Below are 19,993 nucleotides of genomic sequence, written 5' to 3' on the forward strand. Positions count from 1 at the left end.
TCCTTTCTTTGATAACACTATTTTACCATACATCATCTCAAAAATATATAGCATAAATTTAATTTATTCTATACTAGAATGAATCTCATCAAATATCCATAATAGTTTCAGTAAACTATCGTAGGTATTCTCTTGCAAAATCCTATTGGTAAGCTTCTCTTGAATTCCATTAATAACCTCTGATAATACGCCTATTGCTTCTTCTGTATCTTTTATTTCGCCGTTTTTAATTTTCGTATACTCTCGTAATTGCTTACTTATAAACTTTTCTGCAATGCCATAATCTAACAAAACAGGTCTTGTTTGAAAAACAAGCATATAACTATCACCTCGTACAAATTATTTTCTCTTCACATACGTCAATTCTATATCATACCCTAGTGCCTCCATCATCTGCACAAAAGTATTATTCACCACACCATTTGGTTTCTTGATTACACGGTTCACATATGACTTTGTAGTCTGAATATCCTCAGCAATCTGTGCCTGGGTTGTTCCATTCTCTATACATTTTACTTTTACATCAACTTCAATATTGTTCTTAACCATAATAAATCCTCAAATATCAAGTTTCACAAAATAGATAACTTATTGTATCATACAATTCCTCTCTTCTCAATCAAAAAAGAAGCCAATCAGACTCATCATCCAACTGACTCCTGTCTTAAATCCCTATGAACTTTCTTACTTCATCCCTAAACTTCCAAACAATCTCCACATGCTCTGGATCCGTAACAACAACCTTCTCAATCAGTTCCTGCACCATTGCCTGTGTCAGTTCATCCACTCCGGAATACTTCTTCATCACACCAAGAGCTTGTGATAAGCTGTCATCCTTCACAGTTTCTGCTGTCTTAAGCTTCTGATCCACTTCTGCAATATCAGCATCAAGCTTTTCCGCAAGCCTTCCAAGGTCTGCTCTTCTTCTCTGGTACACTTCCTTATCCAGCTGCCCCGCCATAAACTGATCCACATTTACAAATCTGTCTGATTCGCATTTTTCCTTTTCCTGCTGCAACCTGGCAAGTTTTTCAGCCAGAATCAGATTGTCCTGTCTGCTGACATTATTCTGCTTGTCCAGTTTCTGCTTAAAGACATCTGTCATATCAAGCAGCTGCCTTACCACAGACCATACTATTTCATTCAGACTATCTTCTATAACATACCGCTTGCAGCATCCATCTTCGCCTGGCTGCTCTTTTGCATGTTGACAGGTAAAATATCTGTATGTAACTCCATTACGAAAATATGTCTTATAACTCATTGCCCTTCCACAGATACCGCACTTAACTTTCCTGTAAAGAGGATATGTCTTTGGAATAACATTCTTCGTTTCACCAATCTCACAAAAGATTTCCTGTGCTTTCAAAAACTCCTCTTTAGTAATTATTCCCTCATGCCTACCTTCCACGATAAACTGCTCTTCTTTCGGTACTGATGCAGTATGCTTGCATCCAACACCAATTCCTTGCCTTTTATGACCTACAATAGCGCCATAATACATTTCCTGCTTCAATATCGTTCGGAGATTGGCATGTGTCCAGCAAGCTTTATCAGAAGAATTAATAAACTTCTTTGTACCTGGATGCTTACGTCTGTAATATTGCCCCGGAGTTTCAACACCACATTCATTCAGTGTCCTTGCCATATCAATCAGACGCATCTTGGCAATAGCCATATCAAATATCTCTCTGACAACTGCTGCAGCCTCTGGATCAATAATCAGCTTATGCTTGTCCTTCGAGTCCTTCATCAGGCCATAAGGCACATGTCCACCAAGATATTTTCCCTGCTTCATCTTCTGGTACTTTGCAGTCTTAACTTTCACAGACAAGTCCTTGCTGTAGTAATCATAGACAATATTCTTCATGACCACATCAAGTCCGCCTGTAGTTCCTTTATAATCAGCACTGTCATAATGGTCATTGATGGAAATAAACCTCACACCCATAAAAGGAAAGATTCTTTCCAGATAATCACCCAGTTCGATATAATCTCTGCCAAATCGTGAGAAGTCCTTTACAATAACACAGTTAATCTCACCTTTTTTTATTTTCTCCAGCAGTCGCTCAAAGGAAGGCCTCTTAAAATTAGTGCCAGAATAACCATCATCAAAAAACTCATACTGCATTGAATCCTTAAGTTCTACACTATCATTAATGAAATTCTGAATCAGTGCCTTCTGATGAGATATACTCTCACTCTCAGATTTATTCTCTTTTTTCATCAGATCCTGATCAGCCTGTGACAGACGAATATATTTACCAATGACCCACTTACTCATGTTCTTCACCTGCCATTTCAGCAATTATCAGATTGAAAATATATCTCTGGTCTTTGAAGTTCAGTTCCACCTCTACACGATTATCCTCAAATATCTTTACGGAACTGACCAGGTGTTTCACCAACTCAGAATCAATCTCCGTAATATTCTCTGCCTTATGAATTGCTGTAAACCATTCGTTACTCAACGACAAAACATCGTCGAGTTGTGCTTTCTTTGCCTTCTCATCAGTAAGTTTCTTTTCAATCCCAGCAGCTTCATCATCATATTTCTTTTTTGCAAACTGGTATTCCGTTTCATCAAGAATACCCTCTGCAAAACTCTCAAACAATGCCTCTCTCCTACCATTAAGCTTTTTCAATTCCTGTGACAGATAATTTATCCGACCAACGTATTTATCAATCAGATTCTTTTCTTTCTCAGATCCACGCATCTGCCTGATAAGCTGCTCCTGTTTCAAGGCAAACTCTAACTGAACCTTAATTGCCGCCAATACTGCTTCTGCCACAAGCGGATATCTTATGGAATGTCTGGAGCATCTGCTGTAACCACTGTCCAGATAACCACCACAAACATAAACTGCATGATTCTGGTCTATCGGATATCTTTTATCCGTAGGCTTTACAAATCTCATTCTCTTGCCGCAATCACCACAATAAATCTTTCCTTTAAAATGATTTGTAACAAGTTCTCTAAGCGGAGCATTCTCATTCATTTTTTTCTGAAACTTCTTTGCTCTGTCAGCAAACATCTTCTGAACCTTGTCAAATAATTCCTGACTGATAATCGGCTCATGAGCATTAGGTACATATCTCCATTCCTCTTCCGGTGTGCGATGCATTTTGATTCCTTCGTACAGTGACTTAGGGATCCTGCCATAAACAATACAACCGGTGTAGGTAGGATTTTTCAAAATATCAATGATAGTACGTCCAAACCATACCGTATTTTTATATCTCTCTGCTCTCCAGATACCAAGGTCAACCTTACGTCTGGCAGGTGTTACCGCTCCCATAGCATTAAGTCTCTTGCAGATTTCATTATGCGAAACACCCTCCGCCTTCCATTCAAAAATCATTCTTACATATGGAGCAGTTTCCTGATCCACTTCATATCTGTATGCCACTTGCTTTGATTTCACATACCCATAAGGAGCAAATGCCGGAAGGAACTCCCCCTTCTCCTGTCTTGCCCTGAATGATGTGATAATCTTTCTGGAAATATCCTTTGCATACACATCATTAATCATATTTTTGAGTGGTATCATCAGTGCACCTTCGGCATCATCACAGGTCAGACTGTCATATCCATCTGTAATGGAAATAAATCTGATACCCATAAATGGAAAAATCTTTTCCAGATACTCACCAGTTTCAATATAATCTCTGCCAAAGCGGCTTAAGTCTTTTACAAGAACACATTTCACTTTACCGCTTCTGATATCATCCATCATTCTCTTGAACTCAGGACGGTCAAAGTTGGTACCTTTTTCACCATTATCCTCATAGATTCCGTAAAGTTTCAGATCTGCATGCTCTGTCAGATATGCTTTACAAAAGCTAATCTGATTGGCAATGGAATCGCCATCATCATCCTTACCGCTATTCTCAATAGATAAGCGGACATATATTGCCGTGGAAAAATAATTGCTTGTCTGTACCGGCGTTTCAATTACGGCACCAGTATTCTTTCTGCTTTTTCTTGCCATGTCGCACCTCCTACACCGCCATCTGTGATTTAATACCGTCAGGAATATTGGAAACAGCTACTATCAGCTTATCCCAGTTATCGTGATATCTGAACACTACGTGAATACTCTTGCCTTCCAGAATCTCAATATGGTCTATCAGATCCACAATAACATTTCTTGTCACTTCTGTAATATTCTGGTGCTGCTTAAACACTTCCATCCATGACAGCTGCTCTCTGTTATTATTTACCATCTGCTCACGTTCCGCTTCAATGGCAGCAATAGCCTGTTCCGCTTCCTGTATTTTCATCGCATAGCTTTTCTTAAACAGGAAATATTCATCCTGTCCAATCATACCTTCCTGCAGGTTCTCATACAGTTTCATTTTGAAGGTCTTGTTACGCTCAATCTCTTCTTTCAACTTCACGATCTGAGCATCATAGTTAAAAACATTCTGCTGATTCTCAGGCAAAGACTTCACCAGTTCAAGCAGCTGCTCTGCCTCCAAAATCATATCTATATGATTTTTAATAGCATTCAGCACACTGGCCATCAAAGTATCTTCATCAATGCTATGTGTGCTGCAGCCCTTTTTTGCCTTACGTGTAGAACAGATAAAATAAGTATATTCCTTATTCCCTGCCACATAATGCTTGCGAACCATGTTCTGTCCACAGTCAGCACATTTTAGATATCCGGAGAATGGATAGACTATTTCCTCTGCAGGAGCAATGCGGATATCCTTCTGCATGATTCTCTGCACTGTTTCAAAATTTCCTTTTGTAACAATAGCCGGATGTGAATCTTCCACACGAATCCATTCCTCTTCATCCTTAGGCATAACCTTTTTCACTTTATAGTTTGGTGTACCGCTCTTACCCTGAATAAGAACACCGGTATAAATTTCATTGGTCAGAATTCTTGTAACCGACACCGGTGACCACATAGCCTTCTTATGCACTCTGAAATTCGTCTGCACCTTCATGCCAAGAGAAATCTTATATTCCATAGGACACAGAACGCCCTGCCTATTCAGCTTATCCGCTATACGTCCCTGGCTCATTCCCTCAAGCTTCCACTTAAAGATTGCTCTAACTACCTCAGATGCAAAAGTATCGACAACCAACTTATTGTGATCCTCTTCATCCTTCAAATATCCATACACAGCAAAAGCGCCAATAAACTGTCCCTTTTTCCTTTTAATCTCTAGCTGAGATCTGATTTTTACAGAAATATCCTTACAGTAGGCATCGTTAATCAGATTCTTAAATGGAATAATAAGAGAATCTGACTGGTTCTTATCCAGGCTGTCATAACTGTCATTGATTGCAATAAAACGCACTCCCATAAAAGGAAATACCCTCTCAATGTAGTTACCAGCCTCAATATAATTTCTTCCAAAACGGGAAAGGTCTTTGACCACCACGCAGTTCACTTTTCCAGAACGGATTTCATCCATCATCTCCTGGAATGCTGGTCTGTCAAAGTTGACACCGGAATATCCGTCATCGGTTTTCTCTGAAACCACATGAATCTCCGGATGATTTGATAAAAAGTCCCTGATCAGGGCTTTCTGATTAGTGATACTGTCACTTTCAAGCTTATCACCATCATCACGTGACAGTCTTGCATAAATACAAGCGTTGTAAATTTTACTACTCATAACCTTAAATCTCCTTCCTGAAATGCTCAGCAAGAAGCAAGGCTTCTCAGCACATAGTGCCTATAGATTTGACCAAGTTCATCTTAACACACTGAGCACCGATACTTCCATGACATCTGAAATATGGCAGAATCACAGATTTCTCAGATAACTCTCCACACAATCTTCCAAAGTCACATCCGTATCCAAAAAAGAAGTTTTTACAACAGCATCACCACATCTGAAGCAGTATGGATTCTTTATCTGCTCCACAAAGCTTCTCACTCTCTCTTCAAGTGGTAATGATCTGTCTATTTTCACATTCTTGATATCAACAAGCGTATCTCTATCTACGGTTCTAATATCTACTGCCTTCATTTCTTCAACTGTCATCATGGCAATTCCATCCTTCCTGAGAAGACTTCTTCCCAAGTCACAGGCAAAGAAAAATAATCAAATTTTAACTTCAAACAAAAAAAACCTACAGATACCCGAAATTAATCAGATACCCGTAGGTTCAATAACGATTCGTTATTCAGTTATACTCTGGAAGCAAAATCCAAACTAATCCATCCAGCCCCGGACTTCAGTTTTCCCCATCCTTTCGCAGCACCCTTACCATTTTTCACTTCTACAATAGTAAACACGCCAACTCCGGTAAACTTCCCGGTCTTCGCTGTATCCGTTCCCGCGCCTTTCCTGATATTCAGATCCGGAACACTAACCTTCACTGTAAATGGACAGTCCGTACTGCTCATTCCGCCTGCCGCCCCCGACATTACTGCCGGATATATCTGCTTTCCATTCCAGTCATAAACTTTATAGCCCGGATGCTTGTCAGCCATCGCCTTCGCATTATCAAATATGAAATACGCACCAAGCTGTGAAGCCGCATCTCCCCAGTTCTTCCTTACTCTGTAATACTTGATCACATCCGAAGTCTCACCGGTCACATCGTACTGCGTCAGTTTCCATTTCTCTATAATACTGCTGAGCTTTTCCACATAAGTAAGACTGGTAGCATAACCACCGTCCTTAATGATCTGCACTGCTTTCTTATAATCTGAGCATCCTTTCAGCCCGTCATATCGGAACTTCTCTCCATTCTTAGCGCCGAGCAGATAAGCACTGTGATCCGCAATGGAATCCTCTACATTCGCATATTTTCTGAATTCCGCTGTGACTGTCACATAGCTTCCATCTGCCTTCTGCTCCTGTGTCTTCTTTTTATAAATGCTTACACCATCCCAGACCGAACCACTCCAGGTATTACCGGAAAGTGACTTCTTCATTCCAAAACAGTTATTGGCTCCCAATGCAAGCTCACTCTTTCCATAACCGCTCTCCAGAATAAACTGAGCCATAGACACTGAAGCAAGAATCCCTGATTTTTTCTGATCTGCGGTAAACAGAGGGCCAACCTTTGCAAGCACCTGTTCTTCTGTCAGCCCCTGAAATTCCCCTGCCTGCATCCCTGATGGAATCACTTCCACATTTCCGCTGCTAAGTCTTGAAGTAACCTTCGCAGCCAGATCTCCCAGTCTCGCATAAAGCCAGTCTCCAGGACAGCTCTTATTCGCAAACCACCGGTGTACGGTAATGAGCATTTCATCCGCCTTCGGCTGATAATTCAGAGACTTATTTTTATCACCAAACCAGAGTAGTTTTTTCTTTCCATTTCTTCTGCAGATATCCTCACACAGATCGACCAGACGCTCATAAACCACCTGATGCATAACATACGGTTCCGCCTTGTCAGAAGCACACTCAATCGTCACTGCCCTCTGATCATTCGCATTACTGGACGTACACCAGGAGCGATTCTTCTCTTCCACATACAATCCGATCCGGCCATTCTTATCAATTCCATAATTCGAAGAAGCCTTGGTAGAAGATTTATGAAACCAGTCCCCCAGACCTTCTGCTGTACACTGACCTACTACACAGTGCGGTGATATTCTGTCAATCCGCTCCGTTCTCAGTCCGGAATGGTTCGGACTGAGCAACGTATACGCCACCAAAGAACTATTACTGTATCCCATAATCATTCACCTTCTTCCTCATCCTCTGATACATCATCCGAGTCTCCCTCACTTTTGTCATGCAGCTGTTCCAGCACATCCTTCATCTTCTGCGGGATCGGCAGCCCCAGATGCCCTGCATTCTCCAACAGGCTCACGCCCTCATTGGAAATATAGAAAAAGATCACCGCTGTCCTCAGCACGGATCCGTTCCCGATCACAGCCACATCCAGAATGTTTGCCATTCCCACCAGCAGAAAAATCAGCACTTTCCTGCAGATCCCCCGGAATCCCACCTCACTGGAAAGCGTATGGTCCGCAAAAGCACACATCACCCCGGTCAGGTAATCGATCACCACAAAAGCGATCAGGGCATACAGAAGTCCGTCACAGCCTCCCATAAACCAGCCCAGCCATCCGCCTACAGCCATAAAAACCATCTGAATAAAGTTCCAAAATTCCTTCATGCCAGAATCCTCCTCCCATGAAAAAAGCAGCCCCCATTTCTGAGAACTGCCGTAAATAAGTTTTCTATCTTCATGCCCTGCGGCAGAAAGACCTACATTGTTTCCTCCGTCAGCGTATACGTGATCTTCATCGTCTTGTCCGTATTCTTCACCACCGCTGATGAAAGATTATTAATACTTGCCAGATAAGGCGTCAGAAGGTAAGCACACCTATGCTCCTTCCCGTAACTGCCGCCCCACATAAACACAAAGTTCTTATACTGGAACAAAGGCGTTGCCATAGCTTCAAACCTTGCACTCCCCTGTGTCTTAATCACCCTGTCATCCGCCGTGATCTGGAAATCCCCTGCCACGATCATGTCCCCAAGAAGTGTCATATACACCTCACAGGAGCCGGCCTCCCCAAGAGATTTCAGCTTGGAAGTAAAGCCAAGCGGGATCAGCGTCACATCCGCTGAATTGGCAGTATTGATCTTATAAACTCCTTTTTTGTCATAAGAAGGCACATACAGATACCCCTTCCTCACACAGCATTTTACATTCCGCTCCGGATAGGAACCATCCTTTGCCCTTGTGCCCACTTCCGACAGCTTCGCCTTGGACAGTGTCCAGCTTCCCTCCGTAAAGGAATAATCCTTTTTGGAGATCCGGATCCACACCATCTTCGCATCCCCGGAAGAATTCGGCTCATTGGAAAATCCATACCAGTATCCGTCATGCCCGTCCATAAATTCCCCATACTTTGTATAATCCCCCAGGAACGTAAAACTTTCCGTTGTCAGTGTCTGCTCTTCCAGTACGGTATAAGTGGTATCGTCCAGCTTCTCATTCAGCCCAATGTTAAACACCGGGATCCGGATCTTCGTAATGGTCACACTGGAAGTCCCAAAGGTGATGGAATACAGCAGGTTCTTTTCAAAATCCAGCTCCACTGCCTCAAACAGTGTCATCTGCTTTGTCTTCGGGATATCCCCGATATCCACCTTTTTCAGAAGCAGAAATGTGCTGGCATCCCCTGCCGCACTGCCAAAAGCATTCTGCCCGCCCAGGGCACTGGTCAGTGCCACCGCTGCAATATTTCCATTCCCCTGGCTGGGAGTAAACTCCCACACAAACTTATATCCATTATCCAGCTTCTTGCTCTCCGTCTGATTCAGGCTTCCTCTCGCTACATCAGAACCAGAATTTACATTGTTGGAAGCATAAGCCACCGGCAGGTTCTTCCCCTGCTCGTAAATATGTTCCGCCTTTTCTTCCAGCACTGCCGGAAACAGCAGGATCCCGCCGATCATGTTCGGGCAGATGGGAAGCAGCGTCCCGTTCCACAAAACAGAATTGTCATACTCCCCGCTGGCTTTCAGATAAATCCCCATGGGATTCAGCCCCAGAATATTATTCACTGCCTCCGTGATCATGTTCGTCTCCTGAACTGTCTCCACCGCACCCGTATTCGTATCGGTCAGTTCAATGACCATTTCACCTTTCAACTTCATCACACACCCTCCATTTCTACCGGCCTGCAGAAACCGCTGATTCCCGCTCTCTCAGCAAAATACACTTCAAATCCTCTGTTCACTGTCTCCTTCATCTGCATGGACAGCGATTCCCGGAAACCATTCACATCCAGTCCTCCGCCAATGGCAAATCTCGTGGTATAATCTTCCACCTCAAGCTTTCCGTCCCAGGCTTCCCCAGCCGCCATTGCCTGTCCGCTGACAGAAGCAATGCAGTCTCCCACATCAACCGTCCCACTGCCATTCTCCATCCAGAGATACATATTGAACGTATTCGTATAATTGGCAACGATCTTCTCAATAGGATAATACAGCGACAAAATATGTTTCCCGGAATGCCAGGTCTCCACCGGACAATGCTCCACAATCTCCTCATTGTTAAATTCAAAGACCACATGGCAGACCGCCTGTCCGTCCTCCTGCCACTTCACCGGCAGGCTCACATCCACAGAAACCTCCGAACCATTCCCTGATCCAGATCCGGAATCTGATCCACCAGAGACATCATCCGTACTTCCTGTATTCTCATTCCCGGAAGTATTTCCAGCCACATCATTTTCAGAACTTCCTGCATCCGATGTCTCCCCGGTTCCATCAGAACCACCCGTACCACTTCCACTTCCAGTTCCACTGCCGCTTCCGCCCGGAAAGGGAATCACCACAGTCCCGGAAGCCTCCGCAGACTGTTCCACAGGATCCGCAGCCACATCCACAACAACCTGTGCAAAAAACTGCATATGGTTTTCCTCAGAAGAAGCAAACTGGATACTGACCAGCTTCACCCTGGTCTGCCCGATCTCATGCCCGGAAGCATTGGTAAACGTATGGATCCCGATCTTCCCCGTCTTCGCATTATCCTCAATCTGGTTCAGCAGCCCCGAAATATTCTTGTCATTCCTTGACTTTGCCTGAGCCAGCCTCGGGTTCTTCCCCACACATTTCAGGCTCTGCTTTCCCCCGATCTTCTGCCTGATGGAAGTGACACAGGTGATCTGTCCCTCATCTGCCTGTCCTCCCGCAAACGTCAGCACATCCCCCGGATCCAGGGCAGGGTTCCCGATGGTATCCGAATCAAACGGTACATACCGGATCACGGACAGATCTGCCAGGATATTCCTGCACAGCATCTCCCTGGTCTCTTCCAGACCAAACTGCAGAAGCGGGTTCACTCCCAGGTTCATGGTCAGCCCGTTATCCGGATCCAGGGCATAATACTCCGCAATCTGCGTCTGCTTATTCGTAGAACTCACTGCCGTGTACCTGGTAATAAAATCCGAAAAGCTGGAAGAAAACCGGTGTCTCTGCTCCACCTTCATCACAGGATCCTTCCCGTACTTTCTCAGTTCCAGCTTCCCCTCCCTATTGATAATAAAGAAACCTCCCAGAACCTGTGCCACATAAAACAGCACATCCCGGCAGGTCTCAATATCATTTTCAGTATAAACAGAAAGCGTCACCCCGCCATTCGGCATGGCATCAATCTCCGCCCTCTTATTCGCAAACTCCACCTTGCATCTCTTACAGCACAGAGCAATAAAATCATAAGCAATCCCCACAGTCTCAAACCCGTTGAAACTCTTATCAAACCGCAGCATAAAATCATAGGCTTTCAGTTCCAGGCACTTTGCCAGCCGGTTTGCCTCACTGACCTCAAAAACTCCCATCGGCACATCTTCCACAGAACCATCCGCCAGCACCAGATGAAACACCAGCGTCACCTGAGCATCCTCCAGCGTGTACCTGTCAATATCACTCAGAAGCGTGATCCCCATCTCCGCCGCATACACCGTCCCCAGTTCAATCTCCGTACTTCCGCAGCACTGCCTGGAAATATACCCGGAACCCTTCACGATCTCCTTCGCCCCGAACTCATACGTCATTCCGCCCTTGGTAACGATCGTACCCGTCCAGAAATATTTCCTTGTATTACTCCTGACAGCCCTCAGAAAAGCATCCGACACAGGATACATCCCGCCACCTCCATTTCCCCACGAAAAAAGCACCAGCCATTTCAGTGACCGATGCTTTCACATTTTTAATCATAAACACACACTACGCAGGCGTTCCCACCTCAATCAGATTTCCATCCGGATCATAAAAGCGGACTACCTTCTGTCCCCAGCTGTGCGTCATAAGCCTATTGGCATAATTTACTGACGGATACAGTTTCTCCAGCTTTTCCACAAATGCCTCTATATTGCGTTCTTCAAAATACAGTTCACAGGAATTATTCTGCGGGATAATCTCCTTTCCCAAAAAATCCTTCCATATCTTTTCATCCTGAAGCACAAGCCCTTCAGTCAGGATCATATTTCCATCATTATCAAGCACCAACTCAAGACCAAACAAATCATGATAAAACTGCTTTGATTTTTCAATATCTTTCACTACAATCAGAATATTTTTTAATCTCATTTTTCTCACCTACAAACTGAAATGTTTATCAGCATTAATAAATAGTGGGATCAGTTAATGAATTCGTAAAAATTTTTATATTTCCATCCTGAGATATTTTAAATGCCACTCCGTTTTGCCCTAATATTTTTGCTGCATTTTCTCCTGTTCCCATCAATCCACCTTCTTTTTTTACATCAAGTTTTACTATAGCTCCGCAATAGATTATTTTACCTTCTTTACTGATAATAGTAACTCCATCACTTGACATAATCCTTTGAATTATAGATTTATTCATTTCATCTACTAAATTCAAATCGTCTTTCCATATTTTGTTTTTCGCTGAAATAACTTTATCTATTTCACTCTCCGTTTCATTCTTCGGGATCCATATGATAGAGCTACAATGTCTTTGCGAACATAATGTCACATAGTATATTACAGCTCTTGTTATCTCGATATCTAACTTTATGTTACTTTCCAAATAAGTATTTAACCATGAAAAATTTCTAATTCTCCATTTGCTCTCAATTTTTATAAACTCGTATCCTTTTTTAGTAATAATCGAGACTTCATTTGGCCCAATAACTCTAAAGGCGATATCTCCACCCATTAGTGTATTGTCAAGAAAATAGGAATCAAAATAGTCTGTTAACTTAGATTTTTTTTCGTTTCTTGTAAAAGTTTGTTTAATCACAAATGTCTGATCCATTAAATAAAAAGAACTAAATCCATCAATGAGATACCAAAACCTTTTTTCTATTGATGGTTTTCTAACTATGTCATAATGCTTATTTATTTTTCTCAATTTCCCTTTTCTATCTTTTCCGTTTTTTTCACCATATTCGTATAACGATTTAGATAAAATAAGGCCCGTTGTAAAATAATCGCCTTCAAAAGTCATCGAAGCTAGTTTTTCAAATAATTCAACCAAAAACATTATCCTTGAAAAATCATATTGCTTTGGTGCTAAACATTTTGAAATAGCTTCTCTTATAAAATCATCTCCAAAAAATCTAAGTCCTCCATAAAATGAATTATTCTTGCATTCTGTCATTCTTTTTGATAAAAGATTTGATAAAATTTCAAATAATGAATTTTCAATGCTTGTAATATTTTCTCCGAATAATACTATTGGAACGACTGCATCAATACTTCCATGTTCTTTTCCAAAAATCTTAATTATTAATGCTATCTTTTTTTCAGATATCTTGTAGCAATTTCTATTGATATTGGTATGTATATCTAAGCCGAAATATTTTTCAAAATTTTTCACAGGTGTCAACTGCATCAACACCTTGCAATTAAGAAATGTGTGCAAATTTTCTGTCAGAAGTGACAATCCGCTTGCTTTAAAATTTGCAAAATGTTTTAATTCGCATATGTTTTTCATATAACCCATCTCCATAGATTCTGAATTATCTATTCATTATCGGAGAAACCACCGGTTTGCCCTCTCTGTCAAGCAGCGGAGTCATTCCTCCTGCATTCGCAGCCGCATGAAACACATAGTTTACCCCAGTTTCCCTGTCGACCCAGATTTCCGTAACATTCATGGTTCCCTGTGAATAAATTCTTTCAAATCTGTCATTTTTCCCCATCAAAATATCCTCCTGATTTCGTTTTCATGACTTCATTATAACAGCTTCACTCTCCTCAGTCACCTCATATCTTTACATCTCCTTCAACGTAAAACTAACCGTCCAAAGCCCCTTATAACTGGTATCCTTTTTCAGCTTCGCTTTATACCCCGTCACATACATCTCTGTCAGTTTCAGCTCCGCTGTCTCCACATCAAAATACTGCACGCTGATCTTATCCAGTTTCGCATACCCTGCCAGCTTCTTCAACCACTTCGCCGTAACAGAAAACGACACCGGGATCCGTGCAACACCATGTCTCACCACATCCCTCTGTGTCGTCCCTGCCTCCGTCTCACCGCCGGAATCCGCTTCCACATCCTCCAGCTCCACCTCATAAGAATCCAGAAGCGGCAGGTTCTCCCCGTCAAACACAAGATACTGAAAAAAAGCCATCCTATCTACCTCCGCTCCTCAGACTCATTCTCTGCTGTGCCGTCACGATCACCTCATCCAGCAGCTGGTTCCCCAGATAAACCGGAATCACCAGATCCCCCTGCTGTCCTTTCTGATCACCCAGCACATCCTTCAGCGCCGCCACAATACCGGCTGTCAGATCCGCACTACCAGACACTCCTGCGCCAATCATCACCCCGCCGTCTGTCACAGCCATCTGCGGCGAAACCACCATATCCGCAGCTACACTGTTCACAGCCGCCTTCACCATTCCCCTGCTCTTCTCAATGCCCTCGGCCAGACCATTCATAAAGTCAGGCATCCAGCTCTCAAAATCCGTCAGAGGCCCTTCATCCGGCACAGAGAAATGCAGATGGGAACGAATAGTATTTGCCACATCCGTCACCGCATTGGCAACTGCACCAATACAGCTCCGGATACCATTTACAATGCCATTGATGATATCCGCACCCCACCGCCATCCGGCAGATGCAAGACCTGTAATATAATTCACCGCATTTCCCAGTCCGTCCCGGATCGTATTATAAATTCCGGAAATCGTACTCCGGATTCCGGACCACATGGCATTAAAAGCACTGGAAACCGTATTCTTAATCCCGTTTACCACAGAAGAAATCGTATTCCTGATCCCATTCCACACGGAATTGACAGTACCTCTGATTCCATTCAGCACGGTAGAAATAATTGTGCGGATACCATTCCAGACCGTAGAGATCACCGTCCGGATCGCATTCATCACCGTAGTAATGACTGTGCGGATCCCGTTCCATGCACTCTGCAAAAACGTCCGGATCCCGTTCACCACATTCGTAATAACAGACTTAATACCATTCCAGACAGAACCCAGAAATGCTGAAATCGCATTCCACACCGCCATAACTGTTGCCGGATACCATTCCACGCTCCCACAAGGAAAGTAGAAATTGCAGTGACAACCGTTGTGAACAGTGTCTTAATCCCAGCCCACAGACCGGAAAAGAAATCCCGGATGCCATTCCATACAGCCACCGCCGTATTCCGGATCCCGTTCCATGCAGAAACCAGAAACTGGGAAACCGCCGTCCATACCTGGACAGCGACTTCCTTAATCTCATTCCACAGCCTGATCCAGAACTGCCGGAACTCCTCATTTGTATTCCAGAGATAAATAAACGCCGCCACTAAAGCTGCAATGGCAGCAATCACAATGGCGATCGGATTTGCCATCATCGTGGCACTCAGTGCCGCAAAAGCACCCTTCACTGCGCTGATCGCACCGGCAAGCTTCGGTGCCCATGTCATGATCGTTCCAATGGCCGAAAGGGTCTTGCCTATGATGATCAGCACAGGACCCAGAGCCGCAGCCAGAAGTGCAACGATCATGATCACACGTTTCACCCCGTCCGGCATGGCATTCAGCACGTCCACCATCCCCTGCAGTCCGGAAACAATACTCCGCACCGCAGGCATCAGCAGATCCCCGAAAGAGATCGCCAGCTCCTGAAGCTGTGACTTCAAAATGGTCAGCTGTCCTTCCAGATTATCCTGCATGGTATCCGCCATGTTCTTTGCCGCATCCTTACAGTTATTCACTGCCCCGGACACCTTTTCAATATCCTCCGGTGCCGCATTCATCAATGCCAGGAAACCTGACATGGCATTCTTTCCAACCAGAGCCTCCGCATTGTTCGCCTTCTCAGCTTCCGTCATTCCTGCAAAAGCTCCCCTGCAGTCAGCCAGGATCGCAGACAGGCTCCTCATGGAACCATCCGCATTAGTTGTGGCAATGGTCACGTCCCCGATCGCTACACCAGACAGCTTCACATCCCCGGTCAGGTTCGTCATGATGGAACGCATGGAAGTACCAGCCTGGGAAGCCTTGATACCGGCATTCCCCATCAGCCCGATTGCTTCTGCCGTATCCTCAACTGAAAATCCCAGTGCCCCCGCAACCGGCGCACAGTACTTGAACGTTTCGCCCATCATGGACACATTGGTATTGGCATTACTTGAAGCCGCCGCCAGCACATCCGCAAAATGTCCCGAGTCCGCTGCAGTCAGCCCAAAAGCTGTCAGCGCATCCGTCACAATATCAGAAGTCGTTGCAAGGTCTTCCCCGGATGCCGCAGCCAAATACATAACGCCTTCAATACCAGACAGCATATCCTCCGTCTTCCATCCGGCCATAGCCATGTAGTTCATGGCATCCGCCGCCTCAGTCGCAGAAAACTTCGTTTTTGCTCCCATTTCCCTGGCCTTATCCCGGAGGCTGTCAAAATCAGAACCCGTTGCCCCGGACACAGCTGCCACCCTGCTCATCGCAGAGTCAAAATCAGCGGCAGTTTTCAACGCCGCCGTTCCAAGCCCTGTCACCACTCCCGTCACCGGAAGTAGCTTCTGTCCCACGGAAGAAATCTTGTTTCCAACCGTCTGCAGCTTCTCACCGGTTGCCCCGATCTTCTGCAGCGCAGTCGCAGACTGGTTCGCCTGCTCTTCCAGACTCCGCAGTCTCTGCTCCGTCTCAACAATCTCCCTCTGCAGGGCATCATACTGGTCCTGGGAAATCGTCCCGTTCCGCAGTGCCTCATCCGCCTGCTGCTGTGCAGTCTTCAAAGTCTCCAACTTTTCCCTTGTTTCAGAAACCGCCTGTGCCAGCAGCCTGTGCTTCTGCGCGATCAGCTCCGTATTCCCCGGATCCAGCTTCAGAAGCTTCTCCACATCTTTCAGCTGGCTCTGCGTATTCCTAATTTCCGTATTAACCCCTTTCAGGGCAGTCTGCAATTTCGTGGTATCGCCGCCAATCTCGACAGTGATCCCTTTAATTCTGTTCCCTGCCATACGGCTCACCCCCTAAATCCCATAAAAAAGGCACAAAAATACCCGGATCACTCCGGGCATAAAAAAAGCACCTGCCATCCCTGACAAATGCTTTCATTATCGTCTTCATTTTTTTATCAACAAAACTGGAAGTTTACAATTTCTTTATAGGATGCCTAATGACCGTTTTCCATTTTTCTGGGGCAACCTTTCTTGCATCAGACAGATATATTTCATGATGTAATCTTTCCATATTCATATCATTAACATATCCATTCCGCTCCAAATAAGCATCCATAAGTGCAACAGTTGCAGGTTCATCATCAAATGCCCCCAAGTGCATTATTTGAACACACAATCCCTCATCAATAGTCAAAAACTCTGCCGATGAACAGTCTATTTTTTTCTTTTTAGCTGCTGTTTCAACAGCCCATTCAAAATCTTTTTGATTCACAAAATCAGGCAGGCGGATAACTGAAATCCAATTAAATGAATCTTTATCTGCATAATTTACACCATGTATATTTTCCTGCCACCAGAATCCTTCAAGTGGTGGAACTACATATTCAAAAAATCCTGCAATTTTATAATCTGTCTTGTAACTCATTCTCAAAGTATATGCAACCGCATATAATACACTAATTGCCTGCTGATATGCCCCGCCTTCTTCGTTTGGATTACCCTTTCCTCTGACTGCAATATAATTTGCTTTTGGGACTGTTACAATCGCTGGTTTATTTTTAGGCATATAAAACTCTTTATATTCCTTCTTAAAATCAAAAGCCATAACTACCTCCTTAAACTTAAGTTGTTACTTTCTGCATAGCGTGTTTCCCAAAATGATAATCACCACGACATCAACCATAATGATTCCCACTGCAATATATATAAAAAATGCAGAAAGAAAGTTTTCAAACAAACCCATAATTAATATAAGAATTGCTATAATAGACATTCCAATTCCCGTTGTTCTGCATAACTTCTTTTCATCATACTTTTCCTTTTCTTCTTTTGAAGCCATATTGTATCCAGAAATAAACCAACTTCCGTGCCCAGAAAGTAAAATTATAGAAAGTACAGCAAATACCACAAAGACAGTCCATATTATCCAGTCTGGACCCGTAGCTAAATCTGCTAATTTCATATAAATGCCCTCCTTAACTTCCGATTTGAGGAAAAGCCCAAGGGACTTTAATGTCCCTTATGCTTTTCTCTTTTCTTTTGCTGTTTCAATTCAAACATTCGCTGTTCTTCCGCCTCTTTTTTCTTGCGGCTTCTCTCTTTATGCTCCTGTTTGTTCTGTTCCTGCTGTAATTTCAATGCCTGCTGCGATTTTGTACCAATGCCGGTTTCCAGCATCTGCTTTTTTGCTTCTCGCTGCATCCGTTTCGGATTTCTTTTGATATCCTTTACAATAGTTTCAACAGCCGGACTGAATTTCAAACTGAAATAGTATTTTTGAATATATTCCTGTACTTCGTAATCTTTTGGTTCTGCACCAAATGTTGCCTTCGCCACAGATAGTTTACCATCTTCAATACGCTCAAATACGCCTACCCAAAATGGTTCTTCAAAATATACCGTCAGTTTTCCATTTACTTTGTCCATAAGAATCCCTCCTAAAATAAAATGAACAAAGAATGGACAACCCGGAGGGGCAGGTTACTTACCCTATTTACATAGGACGGCTGGGCTACCTACCAGCTCTAATACATTTTTAATGTACATTGCGTTTTTATCTTTGTATTTATAATCAAGCCATATGGCACGATTAACTTAATTCAGTAAATATTGATTTGATAAACCCATTATACCCTTTCTGAATCATCCTGTCACCACATTTCATCAGATCAGAACCTGTCGAAATCCTCCTGTGTGGCAACCTGTCTCCATCCCTTATACTCATCGTTCCTGCTCTCCACAAACATATCGTTCACCATCCCGATAGTCAGCAGATCCAGATCCCGGATGGAAATCCCCAGCTGCACACACCGGAGAAGAAACAGGGGAGTTGTCATTTCACGGTCTGTTGCATGAAGTTTTTTTTAGCCTCCACATCCGTCCTGATATTCATTCCCCACAGCTCGATCAGCTTCGGCAGAACCTGGTAAATACTGAATGTATTAAACTCATCCAGCCATTCCTCCGGATTATCCGGAATCGACGGATCCGCATGCTTCGCCATCACATACGCAATGTTCTCGAACATCTCAAGGGAAAACAGATCCAGGGAAGACTTTTCCGGATCCCCGTCCCCAATACTCTTTTCCAGAACAGATAAATCCTTGTAGATATCCCTCTGAAATTTAATCCTGTAAATACGCGGAATGGCGGCAGATGCCTTAAAAGCAACCGCCTTCCCGTCAATCTCAATCTTCTTCATCATGCTCATATCCGAATCCCCCTCAGCTCAGTGCTTTTCCATTTCCTGTAGCATCCACAACAGACTTTCCACCATCAGCTGCCTGCAAGGAAGCCGGATCCGCAGCCGGCAGATACACCGCCTTGTACCAGTCTGCATAAACAGTTGCATCCGTAGTATTCCCTGTCTTTGCCTTTATCTTTCCATCCGACAATGGTGTGGCCTTGATAGTCAGTGTTTCCGTCTGCACTTCCTTCTTCTCCTCGTTGGTCTTGCCCTCAATCTTCGGACGTGAAGCCGAACAGTTATACATCACGTGGCGGATATGGCGCACATCCCCGTCGAACTCAAAAAGCAGGGCAAACAGTGCCAGTTCTGCATCCGAATTCTCAATCAGAACGCCCTTGGCATCCAGCTTTTCTCTCAGCACATCCGTCCTGAAACTCTCTGGAATCAGTGCAAGCTCCAGATCCCCGTCATAGCCCATATTGTTGTTGATTACATAGTACGCAATACCATCCGCATAAAAATTCTCCGGTTCCCCGTTGGCATCCAGGGACAGTGATACAGAGCCAGGAAGCGGCACCGGCGCTGCATAGGACACCGCCCCGTCCTCCCCGACCGTCAGTAAAGCGTAATGCGCATTTTTCAGGTTATACTTCACCTTGTTATTCTTATCAGACATAATATTCCTCCTCATATAATCAAGTGTTTTCTATTGAAAATTCAAGGTTTTTCAACCTTTCATATCTCAGTGAATAAGCCA

At 43.8% G+C, this 19,993-nt stretch carries 22 protein-coding genes; all 22 read right to left on the reverse strand.

What is annotated here, in order from left to right; all coding sequences use genetic code 11:
- Positions 1 to 63 precede the first annotated feature (63 nt).
- Positions 64 to 318: a hypothetical protein gene (locus NSA57_RS17635; protein ID WP_257465624.1), complete on the reverse strand. Its 255-nt coding sequence runs from the start codon at positions 316 to 318 to the stop codon at positions 64 to 66.
- A gap of 21 nt (positions 319 to 339) precedes the next feature.
- Positions 340 to 549: a helix-turn-helix domain-containing protein gene (locus tag NSA57_RS17640; protein WP_257465625.1), complete on the reverse strand. Its 210-nt coding sequence runs from the start codon at positions 547 to 549 to the stop codon at positions 340 to 342.
- 115 nt (positions 550 to 664) lie between these two features.
- Positions 665 to 2,284, reverse strand: coding sequence for a recombinase family protein (locus tag NSA57_RS17645; protein WP_257465626.1), 1,620 nt, complete (start codon positions 2,282 to 2,284; stop codon positions 665 to 667).
- Positions 2,277 to 3,992 (reverse strand): recombinase family protein, encoded by a 1,716-nt coding sequence (locus tag NSA57_RS17650; protein ID WP_257465627.1) that lies wholly within the window; start codon positions 3,990 to 3,992, stop codon positions 2,277 to 2,279. The genes NSA57_RS17645 and NSA57_RS17650 overlap by 8 nt, the downstream gene beginning before the upstream one ends.
- Positions 3,993 to 4,002: 10 nt before the next feature.
- A complete protein-coding gene (locus tag NSA57_RS17655) occupies positions 4,003 to 5,637 on the reverse strand; it encodes a recombinase family protein (protein ID WP_257465628.1) in 1,635 nt (544 codons plus the stop codon).
- A 132-nt stretch (positions 5,638 to 5,769) separates the two neighbouring features.
- Positions 5,770 to 6,012: a DUF6870 family protein gene (locus NSA57_RS17660; RefSeq protein WP_257465629.1), complete on the reverse strand. Its 243-nt coding sequence runs from the start codon at positions 6,010 to 6,012 to the stop codon at positions 5,770 to 5,772.
- A 143-nt stretch (positions 6,013 to 6,155) separates the two neighbouring features.
- On the reverse strand, positions 6,156 to 7,664 hold the full coding sequence (locus NSA57_RS17665; protein ID WP_257465630.1) for a glucosaminidase domain-containing protein: 1,509 nt from the start codon (positions 7,662 to 7,664) through the stop codon (positions 6,156 to 6,158).
- On the reverse strand, positions 7,661 to 8,104 hold the full coding sequence (locus NSA57_RS17670) for a phage holin family protein (protein ID WP_226971855.1): 444 nt from the start codon (positions 8,102 to 8,104) through the stop codon (positions 7,661 to 7,663). The genes NSA57_RS17665 and NSA57_RS17670 overlap by 4 nt, the downstream gene beginning before the upstream one ends.
- Positions 8,105 to 8,196: 92 nt before the next feature.
- Positions 8,197 to 9,597 (reverse strand): hypothetical protein, encoded by a 1,401-nt coding sequence (locus tag NSA57_RS17675; RefSeq protein WP_257465631.1) that lies wholly within the window; start codon positions 9,595 to 9,597, stop codon positions 8,197 to 8,199.
- Positions 9,597 to 11,588, reverse strand: a complete 1,992-nt coding sequence (locus NSA57_RS17680; protein WP_257465632.1) for a hypothetical protein — start codon at positions 11,586 to 11,588, stop codon at positions 9,597 to 9,599. The genes NSA57_RS17675 and NSA57_RS17680 overlap by 1 nt, the downstream gene beginning before the upstream one ends.
- 82 nt (positions 11,589 to 11,670) lie before the next feature.
- Entirely contained in the window at positions 11,671 to 12,033 is a 363-nt protein-coding gene (locus NSA57_RS17685) for a VOC family protein (protein WP_118688628.1), read from the reverse strand.
- A 34-nt stretch (positions 12,034 to 12,067) separates the two neighbouring features.
- Positions 12,068 to 13,405, reverse strand: a complete 1,338-nt coding sequence (locus NSA57_RS17690; RefSeq protein WP_257465633.1) for a hypothetical protein — start codon at positions 13,403 to 13,405, stop codon at positions 12,068 to 12,070.
- Positions 13,406 to 13,430: 25 nt separating this feature from the next.
- On the reverse strand, positions 13,431 to 13,613 hold the full coding sequence (locus NSA57_RS17695) for a DUF6440 family protein (protein WP_118688626.1): 183 nt from the start codon (positions 13,611 to 13,613) through the stop codon (positions 13,431 to 13,433).
- A 72-nt stretch (positions 13,614 to 13,685) separates the two neighbouring features.
- On the reverse strand, positions 13,686 to 14,048 hold the full coding sequence (locus tag NSA57_RS17700) for a hypothetical protein (RefSeq protein ID WP_257465634.1): 363 nt from the start codon (positions 14,046 to 14,048) through the stop codon (positions 13,686 to 13,688).
- Between the two features lies 1 nt (position 14,049).
- The gene (locus tag NSA57_RS20050; protein ID WP_330671382.1) at positions 14,050 to 14,970 is read right to left on the reverse strand and encodes a phage tail protein; all 921 of its coding nucleotides are present in this window, start codon (positions 14,968 to 14,970) and stop codon (positions 14,050 to 14,052) included.
- Positions 14,868 to 16,886 (reverse strand): phage tail tape measure protein, encoded by a 2,019-nt coding sequence (locus NSA57_RS17705; RefSeq protein WP_330671381.1) that lies wholly within the window; start codon positions 16,884 to 16,886, stop codon positions 14,868 to 14,870. Before NSA57_RS17705 ends, NSA57_RS20050 begins: the two co-directional genes overlap by 103 nt.
- Positions 16,887 to 17,019: 133 nt before the next feature.
- Positions 17,020 to 17,652 carry a GyrI-like domain-containing protein gene (locus tag NSA57_RS17710; RefSeq protein ID WP_257465635.1) on the reverse strand — a complete coding sequence of 211 codons (633 nt, stop codon included), beginning with the start codon at positions 17,650 to 17,652 and terminating at the stop codon, positions 17,020 to 17,022.
- A gap of 24 nt (positions 17,653 to 17,676) precedes the next feature.
- Positions 17,677 to 18,009: a DUF3784 domain-containing protein gene (locus tag NSA57_RS17715; protein ID WP_257465636.1), complete on the reverse strand. Its 333-nt coding sequence runs from the start codon at positions 18,007 to 18,009 to the stop codon at positions 17,677 to 17,679.
- 47 nt (positions 18,010 to 18,056) lie between these two features.
- A complete protein-coding gene (locus NSA57_RS17720; protein ID WP_021651669.1) occupies positions 18,057 to 18,473 on the reverse strand; it encodes a YjdF family protein in 417 nt (138 codons plus the stop codon).
- Positions 18,474 to 18,715: 242 nt separating this feature from the next.
- On the reverse strand, positions 18,716 to 18,883 hold the full coding sequence (locus NSA57_RS17725; protein ID WP_015524526.1) for a hypothetical protein: 168 nt from the start codon (positions 18,881 to 18,883) through the stop codon (positions 18,716 to 18,718).
- On the reverse strand, positions 18,880 to 19,257 hold the full coding sequence (locus tag NSA57_RS17730; protein ID WP_021871171.1) for a hypothetical protein: 378 nt from the start codon (positions 19,255 to 19,257) through the stop codon (positions 18,880 to 18,882). Before NSA57_RS17730 ends, NSA57_RS17725 begins: the two co-directional genes overlap by 4 nt.
- Before the next feature lie 13 nt (positions 19,258 to 19,270).
- On the reverse strand, positions 19,271 to 19,912 hold the full coding sequence (locus NSA57_RS17735) for a major tail protein (RefSeq protein WP_257465637.1): 642 nt from the start codon (positions 19,910 to 19,912) through the stop codon (positions 19,271 to 19,273).
- Between the last annotated feature and the right edge of the window lie 81 nt (positions 19,913 to 19,993).

The organism is Blautia caecimuris (genome assembly GCF_024622975.1).
Lineage (GTDB): Bacteria > Bacillota > Clostridia > Lachnospirales > Lachnospiraceae > Blautia_A > Blautia_A caecimuris.